This window comes from Mucilaginibacter sp. FW306-07-L, from assembly GCF_058782065.1.
In genome coordinates, this window is record NZ_JBYSXI010000003.1 from 612441 (window position 1) to 631875 (window position 19435).

20 protein-coding genes are annotated in these 19435 nt (G+C 44.5%); 9 read left to right on the forward strand and 11 right to left on the reverse strand.

Features of this window, described 5'->3' with window-relative positions; all coding sequences use genetic code 11:
• Positions 1 to 34: 34 nt before the first annotated feature.
• A complete protein-coding gene (locus tag AC3WJC_RS17890) occupies positions 35 to 565 on the reverse strand; it encodes a 5' nucleotidase, NT5C type (RefSeq protein WP_492400482.1) in 531 nt (176 codons plus the stop codon).
• Between the two features lie 149 nt (positions 566 to 714).
• Between AC3WJC_RS17890 and AC3WJC_RS17895 the strand changes: the two genes are divergently transcribed.
• The 5 genes from AC3WJC_RS17895 to trmD all read left to right on the forward strand — a co-directional run bounded on the left by AC3WJC_RS17895 (position 715) and on the right by trmD (position 3361).
• Complete coding sequence (locus AC3WJC_RS17895; RefSeq protein WP_492400483.1) at positions 715 to 1251, forward strand: 30S ribosomal protein S16; 537 nt, start codon at positions 715 to 717, stop codon at positions 1249 to 1251.
• Positions 1252 to 1329: 78 nt separating this feature from the next.
• Entirely contained in the window at positions 1330 to 1854 is a 525-nt protein-coding gene (gene rimM, locus AC3WJC_RS17900; RefSeq protein ID WP_492400484.1) for a ribosome maturation factor RimM, read from the forward strand.
• Between the two features lie 66 nt (positions 1855 to 1920).
• Positions 1921 to 2355, forward strand: coding sequence for a hypothetical protein (locus AC3WJC_RS17905; protein WP_492400485.1), 435 nt, complete (start codon positions 1921 to 1923; stop codon positions 2353 to 2355).
• A 4-nt stretch (positions 2356 to 2359) separates the two neighbouring features.
• Positions 2360 to 2560, forward strand: coding sequence for a helix-turn-helix transcriptional regulator (locus AC3WJC_RS17910; protein ID WP_492400486.1), 201 nt, complete (start codon positions 2360 to 2362; stop codon positions 2558 to 2560).
• Between the two features lie 123 nt (positions 2561 to 2683).
• Positions 2684 to 3361 carry a tRNA (guanosine(37)-N1)-methyltransferase TrmD gene (gene trmD / locus AC3WJC_RS17915; RefSeq protein WP_492400487.1) on the forward strand — a complete coding sequence of 226 codons (678 nt, stop codon included), beginning with the start codon at positions 2684 to 2686 and terminating at the stop codon, positions 3359 to 3361.
• 22 nt (positions 3362 to 3383) lie between these two features.
• Here trmD and AC3WJC_RS17920 read toward each other — a convergent pair whose 3' ends face one another.
• The 3 genes from AC3WJC_RS17920 to AC3WJC_RS17930 are packed head-to-tail and all read right to left on the reverse strand — an operon-like array spanning position 3384 to position 7503.
• Positions 3384 to 5045: a M1 family metallopeptidase gene (locus tag AC3WJC_RS17920; protein WP_492400488.1), complete on the reverse strand. Its 1662-nt coding sequence runs from the start codon at positions 5043 to 5045 to the stop codon at positions 3384 to 3386.
• On the reverse strand, positions 5045 to 5617 hold the full coding sequence (locus tag AC3WJC_RS17925) for a hypothetical protein (RefSeq protein ID WP_492400489.1): 573 nt from the start codon (positions 5615 to 5617) through the stop codon (positions 5045 to 5047). Before AC3WJC_RS17925 ends, AC3WJC_RS17920 begins: the two co-directional genes overlap by 1 nt.
• A gap of 11 nt (positions 5618 to 5628) precedes the next feature.
• The gene (locus AC3WJC_RS17930; RefSeq protein ID WP_492400490.1) at positions 5629 to 7503 is read right to left on the reverse strand and encodes a CocE/NonD family hydrolase; all 1875 of its coding nucleotides are present in this window, start codon (positions 7501 to 7503) and stop codon (positions 5629 to 5631) included.
• 221 nt (positions 7504 to 7724) lie between these two features.
• Between AC3WJC_RS17930 and lpdA the strand changes: the two genes are divergently transcribed.
• Positions 7725 to 9128 carry a dihydrolipoyl dehydrogenase gene (lpdA, locus tag AC3WJC_RS17935; protein ID WP_492400491.1) on the forward strand — a complete coding sequence of 468 codons (1404 nt, stop codon included), beginning with the start codon at positions 7725 to 7727 and terminating at the stop codon, positions 9126 to 9128.
• Positions 9129 to 9408: 280 nt separating this feature from the next.
• On the forward strand, positions 9409 to 9846 hold the full coding sequence (locus AC3WJC_RS17940) for a sterol desaturase family protein (RefSeq protein ID WP_492400492.1): 438 nt from the start codon (positions 9409 to 9411) through the stop codon (positions 9844 to 9846).
• Between the two features lie 22 nt (positions 9847 to 9868).
• On the opposite strand, the gene AC3WJC_RS17945 is transcribed toward AC3WJC_RS17940, so the two are convergent.
• From AC3WJC_RS17945 to AC3WJC_RS17970, 6 genes are all read right to left on the reverse strand, one after another.
• Complete coding sequence (locus AC3WJC_RS17945) at positions 9869 to 10324, reverse strand: DUF4920 domain-containing protein (RefSeq protein WP_492400493.1); 456 nt, start codon at positions 10322 to 10324, stop codon at positions 9869 to 9871.
• A gap of 31 nt (positions 10325 to 10355) precedes the next feature.
• Positions 10356 to 10835, reverse strand: coding sequence for a nuclear transport factor 2 family protein (locus AC3WJC_RS17950; RefSeq protein WP_492400494.1), 480 nt, complete (start codon positions 10833 to 10835; stop codon positions 10356 to 10358).
• 72 nt (positions 10836 to 10907) lie between these two features.
• Positions 10908 to 12350, reverse strand: coding sequence for a DNA repair protein RadA (radA, locus tag AC3WJC_RS17955; RefSeq protein ID WP_492400495.1), 1443 nt, complete (start codon positions 12348 to 12350; stop codon positions 10908 to 10910).
• Positions 12351 to 12510: 160 nt separating this feature from the next.
• Positions 12511 to 14061, reverse strand: coding sequence for an Rne/Rng family ribonuclease (locus tag AC3WJC_RS17960; RefSeq protein WP_492400496.1), 1551 nt, complete (start codon positions 14059 to 14061; stop codon positions 12511 to 12513).
• A 229-nt stretch (positions 14062 to 14290) separates the two neighbouring features.
• Positions 14291 to 15142 carry a tetratricopeptide repeat protein gene (locus AC3WJC_RS17965; protein ID WP_492400497.1) on the reverse strand — a complete coding sequence of 284 codons (852 nt, stop codon included), beginning with the start codon at positions 15140 to 15142 and terminating at the stop codon, positions 14291 to 14293.
• A gap of 19 nt (positions 15143 to 15161) precedes the next feature.
• Entirely contained in the window at positions 15162 to 15464 is a 303-nt protein-coding gene (locus tag AC3WJC_RS17970; protein WP_194101927.1) for an HU family DNA-binding protein, read from the reverse strand.
• 164 nt (positions 15465 to 15628) lie between these two features.
• Here AC3WJC_RS17970 and mutY point away from each other — a divergent pair, with 164 nt between their 5' ends.
• Both mutY and AC3WJC_RS17980 read left to right on the forward strand, forming a co-directional pair.
• Positions 15629 to 16675 (forward strand): A/G-specific adenine glycosylase, encoded by a 1047-nt coding sequence (gene mutY / locus AC3WJC_RS17975; RefSeq protein WP_492400498.1) that lies wholly within the window; start codon positions 15629 to 15631, stop codon positions 16673 to 16675.
• Between the two features lie 24 nt (positions 16676 to 16699).
• Complete coding sequence (locus AC3WJC_RS17980) at positions 16700 to 17128, forward strand: single-stranded DNA-binding protein (RefSeq protein ID WP_492400499.1); 429 nt, start codon at positions 16700 to 16702, stop codon at positions 17126 to 17128.
• Between the two features lie 83 nt (positions 17129 to 17211).
• Here AC3WJC_RS17980 and AC3WJC_RS17985 read toward each other — a convergent pair whose 3' ends face one another.
• Entirely contained in the window at positions 17212 to 19386 is a 2175-nt protein-coding gene (locus tag AC3WJC_RS17985; protein ID WP_492400500.1) for a S9 family peptidase, read from the reverse strand.
• Positions 19387 to 19435 lie beyond the last annotated feature (49 nt).

Below are 19435 nucleotides of genomic sequence, written 5' to 3' on the forward strand. Positions count from 1 at the left end.
TTTTGCATCAACTGCAAAAGCCTTTATTGTTTTATCACAGTAACAGATCAGCCACCTCTTTCCAACTATTCACCCGCTCATAATCATGTATGGCCAGGTTATGCGGCGAGGTAAACAAAAGTTTGCGGCCTTCAAAGTTTACAAAGTTCTTAATACGGTCGTCTATCAAAATATCTACGTCCACAATTTTATGCCCGCAAAAAACAATGTTGGTCCATGAGATAAATGGGAAATGTTCATTCAGCCACTCCAGCTTATCAGCCAGCGAGTTTTTGAACTCCATAGCTGCCGATACAATATACAGGTCATACTTTTCGTGCAGTTTTTCAACCACCTCATAAGCGCCCTCCATCACCGGGATGTCCCTGAAAAAGCCCGGCTCGTTAATATAAACACGCAGGCTGTCGCGCAGGGCTTCAGGCAATACCTCGCGAAATTCTCTGCCGGGCAGGTCTTCCAGCTTTACAATGGTTTGATGTCGCTGTTCGTAAACGGTTATAAATTTGCCAATGGTGTCGGCCAGTACCTCGTCCATATCAATGGCAAGTCGTAGTTTTCTCTCCATGGTGTTAAAAATACACGTTGCGGCGGTATTGTTTGCCATTTATTTTAATTTGAAAATAAGGCTATTACGAATTGTATTTTTTAGTACCTTTGCGTCCCCGCTGAAAGAAAACTCCGGGGGAATGTTGAATACATAATTTATATTAAAACATGGCAACTAAGATCAGATTGCAAAGACATGGTAAAAAAGGTAAGCCTTTTTACTACATTGTGGTAGCCGACTCACGTGCACCACGCGATGGCCGTTTTATTGAGCGTTTAGGTTCATACAACCCAAACACCAACCCGGCTACAATTGACATCAACTTTGATAAAACTTTTGAATGGGTTGATAACGGCGCACAGCCAACTGATACCTGCCGTGCTATCCTTTCGTACAAAGGTGTTATGTACAAAAAACACTTAAAAGGTGGTGTAACTAAAGGCGCTTTAACTCAGGAACAAGCTGATGCTAAATTTGCTGAGTGGGTTGACCAGAAAGAAGGCAAGATCACAGGTAAAAAATCAAACCTGGCTTCGGCTAAGGATGATGCCCGTAAAGCTGCTTTAGCTGCTGAAGCTAAAAAGAAAGAAGACAGAGCTGCCGCTATCGCTGCTAAAAATGCTCCTGTAGCTGAAGAAGAAGCTCCTGCAACTGAAGAAGCTGCTGAAACCGCTACTGAAGAAACAAGCGAAAACGCTGAATAATTATTCTTCGCAAAAATTTTAAATGATGGCGATGTACCCTAAACGGTCATCGCCATTGTTGTTTACATTAATTACCCCATGAGCAAGCAGGAAAACTTCAGGATAGGTACTATATCAAAAACCCGCGGACTAAAAGGCGAGATGCAACTTTATGTTGATTTTGATAATTTGGATGCGATTAAGTTCAACTCGTTATTTGTTGAGATAGCCGGTAAGCAGGTGCCTTACTTTGTGGCCTCCGTAAAATATCCCATGCAAAACGTATGTTACCTTAACCTGGAGGATGTGGACACGATTGAAAAGGCATCGATCCTGGTAAAAAAGGATGTATACCTGGCCGGTAAGCTAAAGCCAAAAAAGAAAAAGGAAGAGTTTACCCTGATGGATGTTAAAGGCTTCATCGCTATTGATGACAACCACGGCGAGTTGGGCGAAATAACCGATGTGCTGGAATACCCGCAGCAGATCATCGCAACCGTACGTTACAATAACCGCGAGGTGCTGTTCCCACTTAACGAGGCTACCATTAAAGGCATCAATACCGAGGACGGTGAATTGTACATTGAACTGCCGGATGGTTTGTTGGATGTGTATATGGAATAAAAAAATGTCAAATATTTGACATTTGTAAAGTTTGTTTTACTTTTGGTAAATCAAACTTTACATTATATGAAATCACGTTTTCTTTTTCCGCACAAGTGGAGCCTGATCGGGGCTTTGCTTTTTATTATGGGTTTTGTAGTTGCTGCGCTGAATTACCACTATAAAGATAGTATAGATGTAATGCAGGGCGATACTACCTTTCAAATCAACGAGGTACTGCATGACGTTGCTGTACTGCTATGGCTTGGCGGCTTATTCCTTGTAGCTTTTTCAAAAGAGCGCATAGAAGATGAGCAAATAGCGCAGCTCCGCCTCGACTCGTTGCAATGGTCTATTTACTTTAACTATGCTATACTGGCTTTGTGTATTGTATTTATTGACAGATGGCATGTTATGCTGGGCGTGGCGGCACATTTTATATTTACACCGCTGCTGTTCTTTATCGTTCGCTTTAAATGGGCTATCTATCAGCTAAACCGTTCACTAAAAAATACCGATTAAGCGCATGAAGAATAACCTGCGCGTAGAACGCGCCATTAAGAACATGACCCAGGGCGAACTGGCCGAACTGATCGGCGTATCGCGCCAAACTATAAACACCATTGAGAGTAATAAATATGTACCCTCAACCGTGCTGGCCTTAAAGATTGCCCGAGTGTTTGAAAAACCGGTGGAGGCTGTTTTTATTTTGGAAGAGGAGGATTAAGTTTTGGAGATTAGTGGATGGTGGTTAGAGATTAGTTGAAAAACCCACTTATACTGATCTCTAACTACCGATCACCAACCACCAATCTCTAATCACTGCCCACTAATCACTATCTTTGCCCCTATGCGTTTTGATATTCTTACCGTTTTGCCGGGTTTGCTCGAGAGTCCTTTTGCACATTCTATTTTGTTGCGTGCCCAAAAAAAGGGCATAGCCGAAATTCATGTACACAACCTGCGCGATTATGCCACCAACAAGCATAAAAGTGTTGACGACTACCCCTACGGCGGCGGCAGCGGTATGGTGATGATGATCGAGCCCTTCGCGGCCTGCATCGAAAAACTAAAAGCTGAACGCGAGTATGACGAGGTGATATTTATGACCCCTGACGGTGAAACGCTTAACCAAAACATTGCCAACCAGCTATCGGTAAAAGGCAATATCATGATCCTCTGCGGGCACTATAAGGGGATTGACCAGCGTGTACGCGATCTGTATGTTACCCGCGAAATGAGCATTGGCGATTATGTACTATCAGGCGGTGAGCTGCCCGCGGCGGTATTGGTTGATTCGGTTGTTAGGCTTATACCGGGTGTGTTGAGCGACGAAACCTCTGCCTTGTCCGACTCCTTTCAGGGCGACCTGCTGGATGCCCCGGTTTATACCCGCCCGGCCGACTGGAACGGCCATAAGGTACCCGATATTTTATTGAGCGGTAACACGCCCGAAATTGAGAAATGGCGGTTTGAGCAGGCTTTGGAGCGTACCAAAACCCGCCGTCCCGACCTTTTGAATGAGTAAAAGCGTTATTGCAGGAAACTGATTATTCCTGCAATACGCCTATATAGTAGTTAAAGGTGTCCACCTCAACATTATCTTTTGTAGCGCCATCAAGCGCGAGCGGCGATAAGCCCCTGTTAACATTCACCATTTTATATTCTCCGCCTTTTATGCGAATGCGTACCGGAATGGCAAAATGCGGTGTTTCCGCAATCCAACGGGCATATACTTTGCCGCGAATATTAACCAGCTCCAATATAGGCAAGGTGGTATGTTTCAAATACTGCTCAAATACTGTAGATAGATCAATACCGGCTTGCTCGCTGATGTATTTGGTCACATCATCATAAGTAACCGTTTTGTGGTAGAAGGTTTTGCCCAAGCCACGCAGTATACCGCGCCATTTTTCATCATCATTAACAATGGTACGTATCATGTTCAGCATATTGGCACCCTTAGGGTACATATCACCCGATCCTTCCTTATTTACATCATAAGGACCTATAATAGGGCTCCCGTTTGATATGCCGTTACGCAGCCCGTGTATATACTCCTGTCCGGCTTGCTTGCCCCAGCGGCTCTCGGTATATATGCCTTCGCTATAAGTGGTAAAGCTCTCGTGTATCCACATATCTGCAATATCTTTTGAGGTAATGTTATTGCCAAACCACTCGTGCCCGCTCTCGTGCACAATAATGTAATCCCACTTGGTGCCATAGCCGGTGCCCGACATATCCATACCCAAATATCCCTTTTTGTATTTGTTACCATAGGCCACCGCGCTTTGGTGCTCCATGCCCAGGTGAGGGGTTTCAACCAGTTTATAGCTATCCTCGTAAAACGGATACGGGCCAAACCAATGTTCAAAAGCTTTTAACATAGGTTTTACATCCTCAGCAAAGTGAACTTTAGCTTTGGCCAGGTTATAGCTCAATACCCAAAAGCTCAGGTCGAGCTTGCCTTTTTCGCCAGCATAGCTGTCGGTCCAGTTGGCATAATCGCCAATATTGGCGGCAACATCATAATTATTGATCGCGTTTTTAACGATCCAGTCGAAACGGGTATAGCCATCCTTTAACTCAGTTACCTTACGTAAACGACCGTTTGATACATCCTTTAAACCTTTTGGTACACTGATGCTGATGAGCATACTATCCACCTCGTCGGCCTGGTGATCTTTGTTTGGCCACCAGATGCTGGCACCCGCGCCCTGGCAGGCTGTAGCTACCCAGGGTTTACCTAATGAGTCGGCCGTAAATACTACGCCGCCATCCCAGGGGGCGTTTTTGGCGATGGTAGGATTGCCTGAATAATAAACAGTAAACTCATCCTTACTGCCTTTTTTGATGGCTTTCGGGAAGGTAACGAACACTGCGTTAAACTCCCGGGTAAACGGCACCTCTTTACCTTTATAAGTTACCTTTTCAACCTTCAGGTTATCGTACAGGTCAAACTGTAATTTGGTAAAATCATCAGTAGCCGTAAATTTAAACAAGTTGCTGCCGCTGATAAATTTCTGGTCGATATTGAACTTAACATCCAGGTGATAGTAGTTAATATCGTAACAGGTACGCAGCGGCGTAAGCATACCGCGCAACGTATCGGCACGGGTAAAATCGTTCTTTTTCTGCATTAACTGAGCCTGAGCTGTCGAGCCCAAACCTATAAACGCGCATAACAAGGCAATGCCTGATCTAAGTTTCATTATTTCTTTTTTTCTCTTATTCGTAAATATTTACTGAAAATATTGATGTATTCCATGTCGAAAGCAACATAGGTTATAGATGCGTAATCGATAGAGGTTGGTTCATTGTCTAAATAGCCTTCAACATCAAAGTTTTTAATATGGATGTGTTTCCTCTTTACTTTTTCAATCGGGCCAATACTAAATGTATCTACTTCCGGATGTTCACATTGTATAATCACACTTTTACTGTGGCTTTGCAGCGATTGAAAAGCTGACGGCCAATCTTCAAGATCCACACTATATTTTGTGCCTACGCTATCAGCAATAGATTCCTTTTTTAACATAAGGTCAAAATATTTGTCACCCTTGTTAAATCGAACTTTCTTGATCTGTTCAACCGGAATAATTACATAACCATCTATTTTAAAATCATCCGACTCGTGTATTAAAACCAAATTGTCAGAAAAATCAAGGATGTATCCGTTAGTTATTTTTAAAGTGCCTTTGGCCACCTTCCTTGTAATTTGTACACGCTCTTTGTTTTCCTTTCGGATGAGTAACTTTTCAGATATAGATTTGCTTTGAGCCATTTTTGACGATGTTATTTTATAATCTGTACATCAATAAAGCTATCGTTAAATACGGTTTCGGTAGCTTTTATGTAATCGCTTTCGTTGGCTTTGTAAGGGTTCTCCACAAATTTTTGCGGGTTACGCGCCACTATCGGGAACCAGGTGCTTTGTACCTGCACCATAATACGGTGGCCTTTTTTAAAGGTGTGCAATACGTCCTGCAAACGGAAGTTCACATCAGCTTTTTGCCCGGCAACAAGTGCTTCCGGTTTTTCAAAGCTCTTGCGGAAACGTGCCGGCATCACTTCCGACCGTACCATTTGCCAGTAATTGCTTAGTATAATGCTCTTGTTAGGCATAAAGGCATGGTTAGCCTCATCGGGCGGGTAAACGTCTATCAGCTTTACAATAAAGTCGGCATCAGTACCGGTGGTGGCAATTTTAAGGTTAGCCATAATTTCGCCGCCCAGGGTAACATCATCCGTTAAAACATCGGTTTGGTAAACCAATACATCCGGCCTGCGGCCTGCAAAACGCTGATCCTCGCTCATGTAACCAAATGGCGTAAAGCCTGCGGTGCTGGAGTTATCCTCGGTGTAAGGCACCGGCTTCATCGGGTCGCTGATGTAGCTTACCGAGCCTGGTGTGGCCGGCTGCGTGTCGGCCAGTTTGCCATCGGCGGCTAAATAGAATTTCTTGTGCTCGGCATTGGCGGCAGGCCATTTATCAAAAGTAGCCCATTCCTTTTTGCCGGTATTAAACATATAGGCTTCGGGCAGGCCGGTAGCTTTATCGCCTTTGCCTTTTAAAAAGTGCCTGAAAAATTTAGCCTCTATCTCCTTTTGATAAAAGGTAGCTATGCTATCGCCAAAATATACGTTGCTATGCAACGTATGCCCTGTTTCCTGCGACCAGCGGCCGTGCCCGAAAGGCCCCATCACGATGGTATTATACGCTGATGGATTTTTTTTCTCGATGGTTTTGTAAATATTCAGCGGGCCCGAAAGATCCTCGGCATCAAACCAGCCGCCAACCGTCATCACCGCGGCTTTTGATTTATTGTCGAAGTGTTTTAGCAAACCACGTTTCTGCCAAAATTCATCATAGTTGGGGTGGTCAATGGTTTCCTGCCAAAAAAAGTTGTCTTTATAATATTTTTCGGCATTTTTAAGGGGACCCAGATCAAGCAAAAACTGGTAGCCATCGCGTGTACCGGGATTGATCATTTTATTGGCGAACCATGACGCGCCTGTAGTATCGGCCTTGCCCTTAGGCACACCAAATACAGGGAAGGTAAAAAAGTAGCTCTCGATAAAGGCTCCGTTATGATGAAAATCATCAAACCAAAAATCAGATATAGGCGCGCCCGGTGACGAGGCTTTCAACGCCGGGTGGTTTGACAGGATGCCCGCCGCGGTATAAAACCCAGGGTACGATATACCGTATTGCCCCACACGGCCATTGTTGCCGGTAACATTCTTGATCAGCCAGTCGATGGTGTCATACGTGTCAGACCCTTCATCCACGTCGGTCTTGCCTTTTTTATTGTCGATAACCGGGGTCATATTGGTCCAGGTGCCTTCGCTTTTGTAGCGGCCGCGCACATCCTGGTAAACAAAAATGTACCCTTCTTTCATGATCTCTGCTGATGGGCCAAGCCGTCCGGGATATTTATCAGCACCGTACGGGCCAATGCTGTAACAGGTGCGGTGCATCATTATCGGGTACTTGTTCTGCTTTGTGGCATCCTTTGGCGTATAGATAGAGGTAAAGAGCTTCACCCCATCGCGCATGGTGATGTAAACATCCTTTTTGGTAAAGTGCTCCTTAACATAGTCTTGCTGTGCGAAGGCAGCATGGCAAACAGATACCGCCATTAAAAACAGTAGGGTGATTCTTTTCACTTGGTCGATAAATTTGAGTGTGCAGTTAATGCATCTAAAATAGTAATAATATAGCAAAGCGGAGAGATGCTGCGCTAACGGGGCAAAACTGTAACAAACAAATTATGTGGTATGCTGTCCTATTGTCAACCAGGGGTATAAAAGGGGTACATTAGGGGTGGTTTAGTTTCAATACCAGCATTTAATGTTTTAACTTTGCCTCGTAATAAAACACAAGAATTATGCAATATGATGTTATCGTAATAGGGTCGGGGCCGGGTGGCTATGTGGCTGCTATACGTTGCGCCCAACTGGGTTTAAAAACCGCTATCATTGAAAAATACAGCACGCTTGGCGGCACCTGCTTAAACGTAGGTTGCATCCCGTCAAAAGCCCTGCTCGATTCATCTGAGCATTACCACAATGCCGCGCATACCTTTAAAACGCACGGCATCAACCTGGATAATCTGGGCATTGATTTTGGCCAAATGATAAAACGTAAAGAAGAAGTGGTGACGGCCAATACCAGCGGCATTGCTTACCTGATGAAGAAAAACAAGATCGACGTTCATCAGGGTGTGGGCTCATTCAAGAATAAAAACACCATTGTAGTTACCAAAGAGGATAAAAGCACGCAGGAGCTGACCACCAAAAATGTGATAATCGCCACCGGTTCAAAACCATCGGCACTGCCTTTTATCAAGATAGACAAACAACGCATCATTACCTCTACCGAGGCCTTAACCCTTAAAGAAGTACCTAAGCATCTGGTGCTTATTGGCGGTGGTGTTATCGGCTTAGAGCTGGGTTCGGTTTATGCACGCTTAGGTGCCAAGGTATCGGTTATCGAGTTTATGGATGGCATCATCCCGACTATGGATAAAAGCCTGGGCAAAGAGCTGCAAAAAGTGCTGAGCAAACTGGGTATGGAGTTTTATTTGGGCCACAAAGTTACCGGCGCTACCGTAGCAGGTGAAGAGGTTACCGTTACTTTTGACAGCCCTAAAGGCGAAAAGAAAGAGCTTAAAGGTGATTACTGCCTGGTAGCCGTAGGCCGTATTGCTTATACCGACGGCTTAGGACTGGAAAACATTGGTCTTACTGTTGAGGAGCGTGGCCGCAAGATCACCGTTGACGAGCACCTGGAAACCAGCGTTAAAGGTGTTTACGCGATTGGCGACGTGATTAAAGGCGCGATGCTGGCCCATAAGGCCGAAGATGAAGGTACTTTTGTAGCTGAGATTATTGCAGGGCAAAAACCACACATTAATTATAACCTGATACCGGGCGTAGTTTACACGTGGCCGGAAGTAGCCAGCGTTGGCTTTACCGAAGAGCAATTGAAAGAAAAAGGCACCAAATACAAAACCGGGTCATTCCCATTCAAGGCCAGCGGCCGTGCACGTGCCAGCGGCGATCTGGATGGTTTTGTTAAAGTATTGGCTGATGCCGCTACCGACGAGATATTAGGCGTACACATGATAGGCCCACGCGCCGCGGATATGATTGCCGAAGCCGTATTAGCTATGGAGTACCGTGCATCTGCCGAGGACGTTACCCGCACCAGCCACGCGCACCCAACCTATACCGAAGCCATGCGCGAAGCCTGCCTTGCCGCAACCGGTAACCGGGCGATACATATTTAATTTTTAATTGGCAGATATTCGTAGCGGTTGCAGTAAGTTTAATTGGGCTTATTGCAACCGCTTCTTACTTTATAATGTTATTCCGATGCAGGATAATTTGTTTGTTTATGTACAAGGGCTTTAAAACTCCCTCTCCTTTAGGAGAGGGCTGGAGTGAGGTGATCAAAGCGAAAGATTCTCCTCGTACCTCGATTGAAATGACAAGAGGAGGTGAATTTTAAAAAAACAAAATTGCCAACAGAACACTTAAAATAGGAGCATATTGCTCCAACTCATTTACATGCCAATCCTCATCAACATAGCCATAACCATAGCCACCATAGCATTTATGGAGGCTTTCTCGTGGTTTATACATAAATACCTGTTTCATGGGCCGCTGTGGTTTATCCATAAAACGCACCATCAGCAGCGGCATGGCTGGTTTGAGCTGAATGATGTATTTAGTATAGGCTTCGCGGTTTTAGCTCTATGGCTGATGTGGCTGGGGCATACCACCTTAGATTACCGCTTTTGGATAGGCACCGGCATCAGCGTATACGGCACCATCTACTTTATATTTCACGACTGGTTTATTCATAACCGTTTCAAAGCCTTTAAAAGCCGTAACCGTTACCTGTCAGGCATACGCAGGGCACATAAGATCCATCATAAATCAACAGAGAAAAATCCTTCAGAGGAGTTTGGGTTATTGGTAGCCAGCCGGAAATGGTTTAAATAGAGAGGCTGTAAATTACGGCTATCTACTGATAGATCATTAACCCTTTAACTTCCAAAGTAATGGCCTTGCTCATTTTTGAGTTGGTTTTATAGGTTATCGTATCGCCTGCAAAGTGCTGATGATCGTCGGCCGTGAACTCCCGTTTGGCTACACCTGTTATAATTACCACCCGGCCTTTTATTTGGGAGGGCAGGGTTACGTTATAATCCTCAAAATGGGCGTAGATTGGCTCGCCTTTAGTTTTGAGTATAAACCAGCCGCCTTTTTCTTCGGTTACCTGTTCTATGGTGCCTTTTATAACGGTAGTGATCCGTTTTTTTTCGCCAATATACTGCCTTAACCTGTCGGCATCAATGCCATTGGCCGTATCCGCTTTACTGCCGAAAACCATGCCGTGCGGCAAAGCTACCTTCTGGGCAAATGTTGCTGATGTTACTGCTAAAAATAGTATTATGAGAGATAATCGCCATGCTTTCATACTCAAATAACAATGTGCTGCGGGTATGGTTTTATTTGGATTTATGATCGTAACTAATTACCCTTACAATCTTCCAGCCGTCATCGTCATCCTGTTTCCAAACGTGTACAAAGCGTGCGGTATATACCAGCTTACGCCTGCCGCCAGTTACTTTATAAAACTTGCTTGTGCCGGTTTCAACAGCGCCATAAAAATCCAACGGATAAACCTGGGCGCTGATCAGCACACGCTCCATACCACCATTCTCACACATGGTGCGCATGGTTTTCATCAGGTCATGCCGTGATGAGGTGTAGCCGGTACGGTCATTAAAAAACTCAACGTCACTGGCAAAATGGTCTTCAAATTTGTCCAGATCGCATTTGTTGTAAGCATCAAATACCTGTTTATCTAACCCGATGATGGTATTGTACAACGTTTTGCCGGCCGGTGTTTTAGGCGTTTGTGCCGAAGCAGGGCACGTACAGGCAAAAATTATCAGGCTAAAGGCGATTAAAAATATACGTTTCATGATTAATGTAAATGAGCATTTAATATTGATGAACGCAATTTTGTTTGCCAACTTTATAACAGCGACAATTATTTATCCGAATAATAATGAAAATACCTCTTCTATATTACCTACAGTTTTAACATCAATTGTATAACGCGAAAAATCGACACGCTTTTTATCGCCGGCCTTTGGCAGGTTGTATTTTGAGATGAAAATTTGCTCGAACCCTAATTTCTGCGCTTCGGCAATACGCTGCTCTACGCGGTTAACAGCCCTTATCTCACCCGAGAGGCCTATCTCACCCGCAAAACACACCTTGGTACCAATAGGCATATCCTCATGTGAGGAAATAATGGCGGCGGCCAGCCCAAGGTCAATAGCCGGGTCTTCCACCCGGATGCCGCCTGTAATATTCAGGAATACGTCTTTAGCTCCTAACTTAAAGCCACAGCGCTTCTCAAGCACGGCAAGCAGCATATTCATACGCTTGGTATCAAAGCCGGTAGCCGTACGTTGCGGTGTACCGTAAGGCGATGTGCTTACTAGAGCCTGCGTTTCGATCAGCATAGGTCGCATGCCCTCTAAAGTGGCCGATATGGTTACACCGCTCAATGGTTCATCGCGCTGTGAAAGTAATATTTCGGATGGGTTGGATACCTCACGCAGGCCCTCGCCCAACATCTCGTATATACCTAACTCAGATGCTGAACCAAAACGATTTTTAACAGCCCTTAAAATGCGGTAAACGTGATGCCTGTCACCCTCAAACTGCAATACGGTATCAACCATGTGTTCCAATATCTTAGGTCCTGCTATCATGCCATCCTTGGTGATGTGGCCGATCAGGAAAACCGGGGTTGAGGTTTCCTTAGCGAAACGCAATAATTCAGCCGTACACTCACGCACCTGCGATACACTGCCCGGTGTCGACTCAATATGTGCCGAATGCAGCGTCTGTATCGAATCGATCACCACCAGTTCGGGTTGCAACTGCTCTATTTGCTTAAAAATATTTTGGGTAGAAGTTTCGGTTAATATATAGGCACCCTTAATTTCGGATTTCGAATTTTCAATTTCGGATTTATTTTTATCATCATGGGGGGCTGTCAATCTTTCCGCCCGCATTTTTATCTGTCTGTCGCTTTCTTCGCCCGATACATAGAGTACTTTAAGGTTAGGCATGTTCAACGCAAGCTGCAGCATCAGCGTTGATTTACCGATGCCCGGCTCCCCGCCGATCAGTACTAATGAGCCGGCTACTATGCCGCCGCCCAATACGCGGTTAAATTCGGCATCAGGGGTCAGCAGGCGGTGCTCTTCGCTAAAAGTTATCTCAGATACCGGTACCGGCTTGTTAGCGCGTTGCAGGCTGGTTGATGCGCTTGCCTTCCAGTCGGGCACCGAAGCATTGGCTTTCTCGAGTATTTCCTCAGCAAAAGTATTCCATTGCCCGCATGATGGACATTTACCCAGCCATTTAGGCGATTCGTAGCCACAGCTCTGGCAAAAGTAAGCGATCTTGGTTTTAGCCATTTGATTTAGATGTGCAGATTACAGATGTGCAAATGTGCGGATTTGTTTTGAGATAGACAGATGAAATGCTAAAATATTTGGCATTTCATTATGGATGGAAACAAAAAAATGCAGATGCTTTTTCAAACATCTGCATTTTACAAGCTGCCTGCTAACGCAGTTATAATTTAATTTCCTCGTCTTTTGACGAAAAGAAGCGAAACTCAGTAATTTGATACGCCGGATTGGTTTTAACCTTTATCCATTGCTTGTACTTAAAGTACCATTTCATCTGGCGTGTGTAGAGGCCTTTTTTAATGTAGGCTTCAATATAAGGATGCACGCAAAGCGTAATGTCTTTCTCATTTTGCTCCATCAGGATGTAATTGAAATTGTTTTCAATATCATCAAGCAGCAAAATGGTTGGGCGTATCGCCCCTGTGCCGTGGCAGGTAGGGCATACCTCGCTGGTAACAATGTTCATTTCGGGGCGTACGCGCTGGCGCGTTATCTGCACTAAACCAAACTTGCTTGGCGGCAATATGGTGTGCTTAGCCCTGTCATGTGCCATTTCCCCACGTAAATAGTCAAACAGCTCCTTGCGGTTCAGCGGCTTGTGCATGTCAATAAAATCGATCACCACAATACCACCCATATCACGCAGGCGCAGTTGCCTTGCTATCTCGCGGGCGGCCTCTTTGTTAACCTGTAAGGCGTTCTCTTCCTGGTTCTCTTTATTGGCCGTACGGTTACCGCTGTTTACGTCAATAACGTGCAGCGCCTCGGTATGCTCAATTACCAGGTAAGCGCCACCGGCCAAATTTACGGTTTTGCCGAATGCCCCTTTAATTTGCTTTTCAATGCCATAATGCTCAAATATCGGGTCGCGATGTTTGTGCAGGCGAACGATGCCCTCCTGATCGGGAGATATTTCATGTATGTACGATTTTACTTCTTCGTACATGCTGTTATCGTTCACGTATATGCTCTGAAAATCAGCGCTAAGTATATCCCTCAAAATAGTTGAGGTACGGTCAATCTCGCCCAGTATTTTTTTGGACGGCTCAACCGACGGAAGTTTGGTTATCAGCGTTTCCCACTTGGTTATTAAATCAAGCAGGTCCTTTTGCATTTCTGTTACACCCTTACCTTCAGACACGGTGCGTATAATTACGCCAAAGTGCTTGGGTTTAATGCTTTCAACAATTTTGCGCAAACGCTGGCGCTCCGTATTGCTTTTTATTTTTTTGGAGATGGATATCACCTCCGAAAAAGGCACAAGCACTACATAACGCCCGGCAATTGATAAATCGGCACTTAACCTGGGGCCTTTTGTTGAAATCGGCTCCTTAGCTATTTGTACCGGCAGCAACTGCCCTTTTGTTAAAACCTCAGATATCTTACCACCTTTATTAATGTCAGCCTCAAGCTTTAGCTGATCTAACAGCTTAGACTGATATCCCCCGCTACGTACCTGCTTGGTTAGTTTAAGCAGGCTTTGTACCTGCGGCCCCAAATCAAGGTAATGCAAAAAGGCATCCTTCTCGTAGCCTACATCAACAAATGCAGCATTTAGCCCGGGCATAATCTTTTTAATTTTGCCAAGGTAAATGTCGCCCACCGTGTAATTATTGGTGGTTTGTTCTTTATGAAGTTCTACGAGTTGTTTATCCTGTAATAATGCAATGGTAGCTCCGCTGGGGGATGAATCGATAATTAATTCCTTTATCAATTGCTACTCCATTTTTTAATGCGGCTAAAATTTAACCGCGGGATTAATAAGAAGGTAAAAACAACACATAAAAACAGCCCGCACAATGGCGGGCTTATAAACTGTTAAACAGCTTATTTCTTTTTATGCCTATTTTTTCTTAAACGTTTTTTGCGTTTGTGGGTGGCCATTTTGTGTCTTTTACGTTTTTTACCGCTTGGCATAATTCAATGTTTTTAAAAATGATTAATTAATTTAATTCCTTTATGTACTCATCAATGCGCTGCCCAAAGGCCGGGTCAGGCATCATTGTTTTACACTTGTTGTAAGCCTCAATAGCTTCTTTTTTACGGCCAAGCTGTTTATAGCTCTCGGCCAGGTAAAAATAAGGTTCTACTTCGGGCTTTTGTGCAATAACGGTTTTAAACCGTTCAATCGCTTTTTCAAACTGACCTGATTTCATGGAGAAAACTCCCAGGTTCAAGTTAGCGCTGCGATTAGTTGGATCTTGTTTAACTACCTCAAGCAATAGGCTGATGCCTGCCATCGGGCTTGGCGCGCCACCGTTAACATAAGCTATACCTAAACCGGTTTTTGCATCCAGGTTATCAGGTGCAAGCTGGCGGGCCTGCTCAAAACTTTGTACCGCGTTGGTTAAATAAGTTGGTTGTACCAACGTATCCTGCGTTAGCTTGTAAGCTTCGTTAAAATGATTGCCGGCCGCTATCCACGCGTCGGCTGTTTTTTCAGTTTCGGCAACAGCTTTTAAATAAAAAGCAGCCGGGCCTGGTTGATTTACATCATCCCACTTGGTGGCCAACTGCTTTTCAACAGCGGTTTTTTCATTGCCGCCTGCTGCTTTCAGCCTGCCTTCCAGATCAGTGATCGGGGCTGCAAGCGATGCGCCAATAATACCTTTCGCCGTTTCAGACACCTGCTCAACGCTAACAGTTGCAGCCGCTGCCTGCGGGCCGGGGCCCGCTACCTTGGTGTCTGAATGGTTTGCCTCTTCAGCCTTTTGCAAGCCCTTAACGGGCTGCGCGTACAAATAGCCAACAACAGCGAGTACTGCTATAATTACAACTATTTGCGGCTTTTTCATAAGCTAAGTTTTAATTTGATTATTTGCTTGCTTTGCTGGTTTTGTTACCTGTTTTTACTTTTTCAACAAAAGTTTTGGCCGGTTTAAAACTTGGCACAAAGTGCTCCGGGATAATGATGGCAGTATTTTTTGAAATATTACGGGCTGTTTTTTTAGCACGTTTTTTAACAACAAAACTACCGAAACCTCTTACATAAACGTTTTCGCCGGCAACCATTGAGCCTTTTACTACTTTAAAAAACGCCTCAACAGTTTCCTGTACATCAACTTTCTCAATACCTGTCTTAGATGAGATTTCAGCTATGATTTCTGCCTTAGTCATATCTTATTTTTCTTTAAAATTTTTTATAAATACTTAACTGTTTTGGGGTTGCAAAAGTATCGCTTTATTGGCAAACTCTAAAATAAATGGTGTATTTTTTTTGTTCGTTGCAAAACAGTGATGAAAAAGCCTCATTAAGCCCCATTAGTGGTTACTTTTGAGGTATGAATTTTGCCGATGAATTATTAAGCTGGTACCTGGATAACAAACGCGACCTGCCCTGGCGCAATACAACCGATGCTTATACTATATGGCTTTCTGAAATAATTTTGCAGCAAACTCGTGTAGAGCAGGGTATGCCTTACTTCCACCGTTTTTTAGAAAGATTTCCGGATGTTAAAAGCTTTGCCGCCGCTACCGAGGACGAGGTGTTAAGGCTATGGCAGGGCCTGGGCTATTACTCGCGCGGGCGCAACATGCTGAAAACAGCGCTACAGGTACAGCAGGAGTATAACGGCGTTTTCCCTACGGATTATGATACCCTCATCAAGCTAAAAGGTATAGGCGAATATACTGCCGCGGCCATCTCATCATTCGCGGCCAACCAACCCCATGCCGTTGTTGATGGCAACGTGTACCGTGTGCTGGCACGCTATTTTGGTATTGATGAGCCCATCAATTCAGGCAAAGGCAAAAAGGTTTTCCAGAAGCTGGCTGATAGTTTAATTAATAAGAAAAAGGCCGGGCTGCACAACCAAGCCATGATGGAGTTTGGAGCCCTATTATGTAAGCCTAAAAACCCGGCTTGCGGTATATGCCCGGTACGGCTTGGTTGTTACGCTTTTAAACATAATGCTACCACAGCACTGCCGGTAAAGCTTAAAAGCGTTAAAAGCAAGGAGCGCTTTTTTAATTATTTTTTAATTACCGACGGTAAACAGATATTAATGAATAAACGCGGAGATAATGATATCTGGGCCAATATGTATGATCTGCCTATGCTGGAAACGGCTGAATTACTGCCCGTTGAGGCTGTACTTAACTTAAAGGAAGTACAAACCGCGTTTGGCGAAAACGTTGAGGCTGAATACATTTACCCGACCGCTAAACACATACTTACACATCAAAAATTGTTTGTTAGGTTAATTAAATTACATAATTGTGATGTTAAATTAGAACAAAAATGGTTTTACACTGGAGTAGAAAATTTAGCAGATTTGGCTTTGCCCAAAATCATTTTTATATTTTTAAAAAATATTTTTAATTTGTAGAAGAATTTTGCGTTAATTTAAACCATGTCTGGAATAAACAAAGTAATACTTATAGGGCATTTAGGAAAAGACCCTGAAATACGTTATTTGGAAGGAGGAGTATCAGTAGTTAGCTTTCCTCTTGCCACCTCCGAAACTTTTAACAAGGACGGAAAAAAGATTGAACAAACCGAGTGGCATAACATTGTAATGTGGCGCAGCCTTGCCGATGTGGCCGCTAAATACCTGCAAAAAGGGAAGCTGGTATACATTGAGGGTAAACTGCGTACCCGGTCTTTTGAAGATAAAGAGGGCATAAAAAAATACACTACCGAAGTTGTAGCCGAGAATTTTACCATGCTTGGCCGCAAAAGCGATTTTGAAAATGATAACCATGCTAATGGCCGCACTGTAAAATCAGACAGCGCGGGCGATTACAATCCTGCTAACGAAACGGACGATCTGCCTTTTTAACCTCCTGTAAACCGAATAACGAAAAATATAAAGCCCGGCTGTTCAACACAGCCGGGCTTTATTGTTAAAATCAGGGAGAGCTATTACCTGCCTCCCGGCGGGCAATGCTCTTTTAAATATTTGGTGAACAAAGTGCGCAGGTGCAGGCTTGTACCCGGCCCTTCAGATATGGAATGCGTACGGTTAGGGTATGACATCAGCTCGAACTGTTTGTTATACTTTATCAATTCGTTTATCAGTAACTCAGCGTTATTGTAATGCACATTGTCATCACCTGTGCCATGTATGTACAGTAAGTTGCCTTTCAGGTTTTTAGCATTGGTAACCGGCGATCCTTTGATGAACGGCTCGCGGCCGGCATCATCAGTTGGTACGCCCATGTAGCGCTCCTGGTAAATGTTGTCATAGGTAAGTTGGTAACCAACCGCCGCTATAGCAATGCCTGTTTTGTAGATCTCAGGATATTGGAACATCAGGTTTAAGGTTGATGAACCGCCGCCGCTCCATCCCCAAACAGCTACACGGCTGCTGTCGATGTAATTCCATTTTAATATTTCTTTTGCCGCCAGCGCCTGATCGCGGATGTTGAGCATACCAATGTTTTTATAGATAGCCTTGCGCCATTCGCGGCCACGCGGAGCCGGTGCGCCACGGTTATCCATGGAGATATATACATAACCGTCGGCAGCCATACCAGGGTACATACCGTTACGGCCGGCACCATACACATCTTTAGCTGTTTGCGAAGCCGGTTCGCCATATACATAAAACACAACAGGGTATTTTTTAGCCGGATCAAAGTTATCCGGTTTTTTAACCCAGCCTTTAATATCAACCCCCTCAGATGTTTTAACCGTGAAAAACTCCACCGGGTTTTTAGCATCAGTTACCGGTTTAATGGCATCGCCTGTTAAGTGTTTATGAGCAGGCAGGCTGATGGTTTCGCTTTGGTATGGCGTGTTGGCATTTGAAAAATTATGCATAGCCATAGTGCCGTTTGGCGATATGGTATAACCATGAGTACCTGATTGATCGGCCGGTGTTAAACGCTCGGCCTTGCCACCGCTTAATTTAATGCGGTACAGATAGGCCTGGTTAGGGTTGTCAGGCGAGGCAATGAAATAGACATAGCCTGACGGTTCATCAATCAGCGATACGCTCATTACATCGTAATTGCCCTTGGTGATCAGCTTTTGCTTGCCATCTAACCCTATGCGGTACAGGTGATTCCAGCCATCCTTTTCGCTCGCCCAAAGAAATTCTTTGCCTTTGTTCAGCCAGTCCCAGCCTGTAGCTTCTTCCTTGGCATCAATCCAGGCTTTATCCGTCTCGGTATAAATTACTTTAGTAGTGTTGCCTGATACCTTGGCAACGTATAGCTTGCTCTCATTTTGCGCACGGTTAAGCTGCTGCAAAATAATTTCATCGGGGTTGCTGGTGTACTCCATGCGCGGAATGTAATGCTGCACATTATCACCCGGGATATTAAGCCATTTGGTTTGCGCGGTAGCGATGTCAACCACACCAATTTTACATGAGCTTGGGTCCTGCCCGGCGGTTGGGTACTCTACCGGTATAACGTAGGAGTAGACCATACTGTCGGTAGTGTTCAGCATCAGGTAGTTCTTGATCTTGCGGGCATCTATCTGCCAGTAGGCGATGCTCTTGCCATCAGGCGACCAGCGGAAACCATCGCGGCAGCCAAATTCTTCCTCATAAACCCAGTCGAACGTGCCGTTGATCAGGCGGTCGGTACCATCGGTTGTAAGGGCTTTAATATCGTTGGTTGCTAAATCCTCAACATAAACATTATGACCGCTTACATAAGCTACCTTGCTTGCATCGGGCGATAGTTTGGCAAACATTAATGATGATTCCGGTTTGCCTTTTCCCAATTGTTTCAGGCTTTTGGCAGCAACGTCATACACCCAGTAATCACCGCGGGTATCGTAACGCCATACACGTTTGGTGTTGGTGTTGATTAGTATCTTTTTTCCGTCATCGGTAATGGTAAAACGGCGTATGCTGATGGGTTTTTGTCCGGCAGGGGTAAGATCCTGCGCGGTGGCTATCACCGTTTTTTTATTGGCATCGCGCACATCAAATTCGGCAACGCCGCCCTCAAATGTTTTGTAATAACGATAGCCGTCCTTGGCCCAGTTAGTTCCGCTCCCGAATTGTGCCTGCGCGCCCTGCCATAATGCTGATAGCATAAACGCCATTAACACAACGGGTAAACTGTAAAATTTACTCTTCATGTACTTTTGTTTGGTCAATTAATTTAAATAAGGTAATGCCCTTTTAATT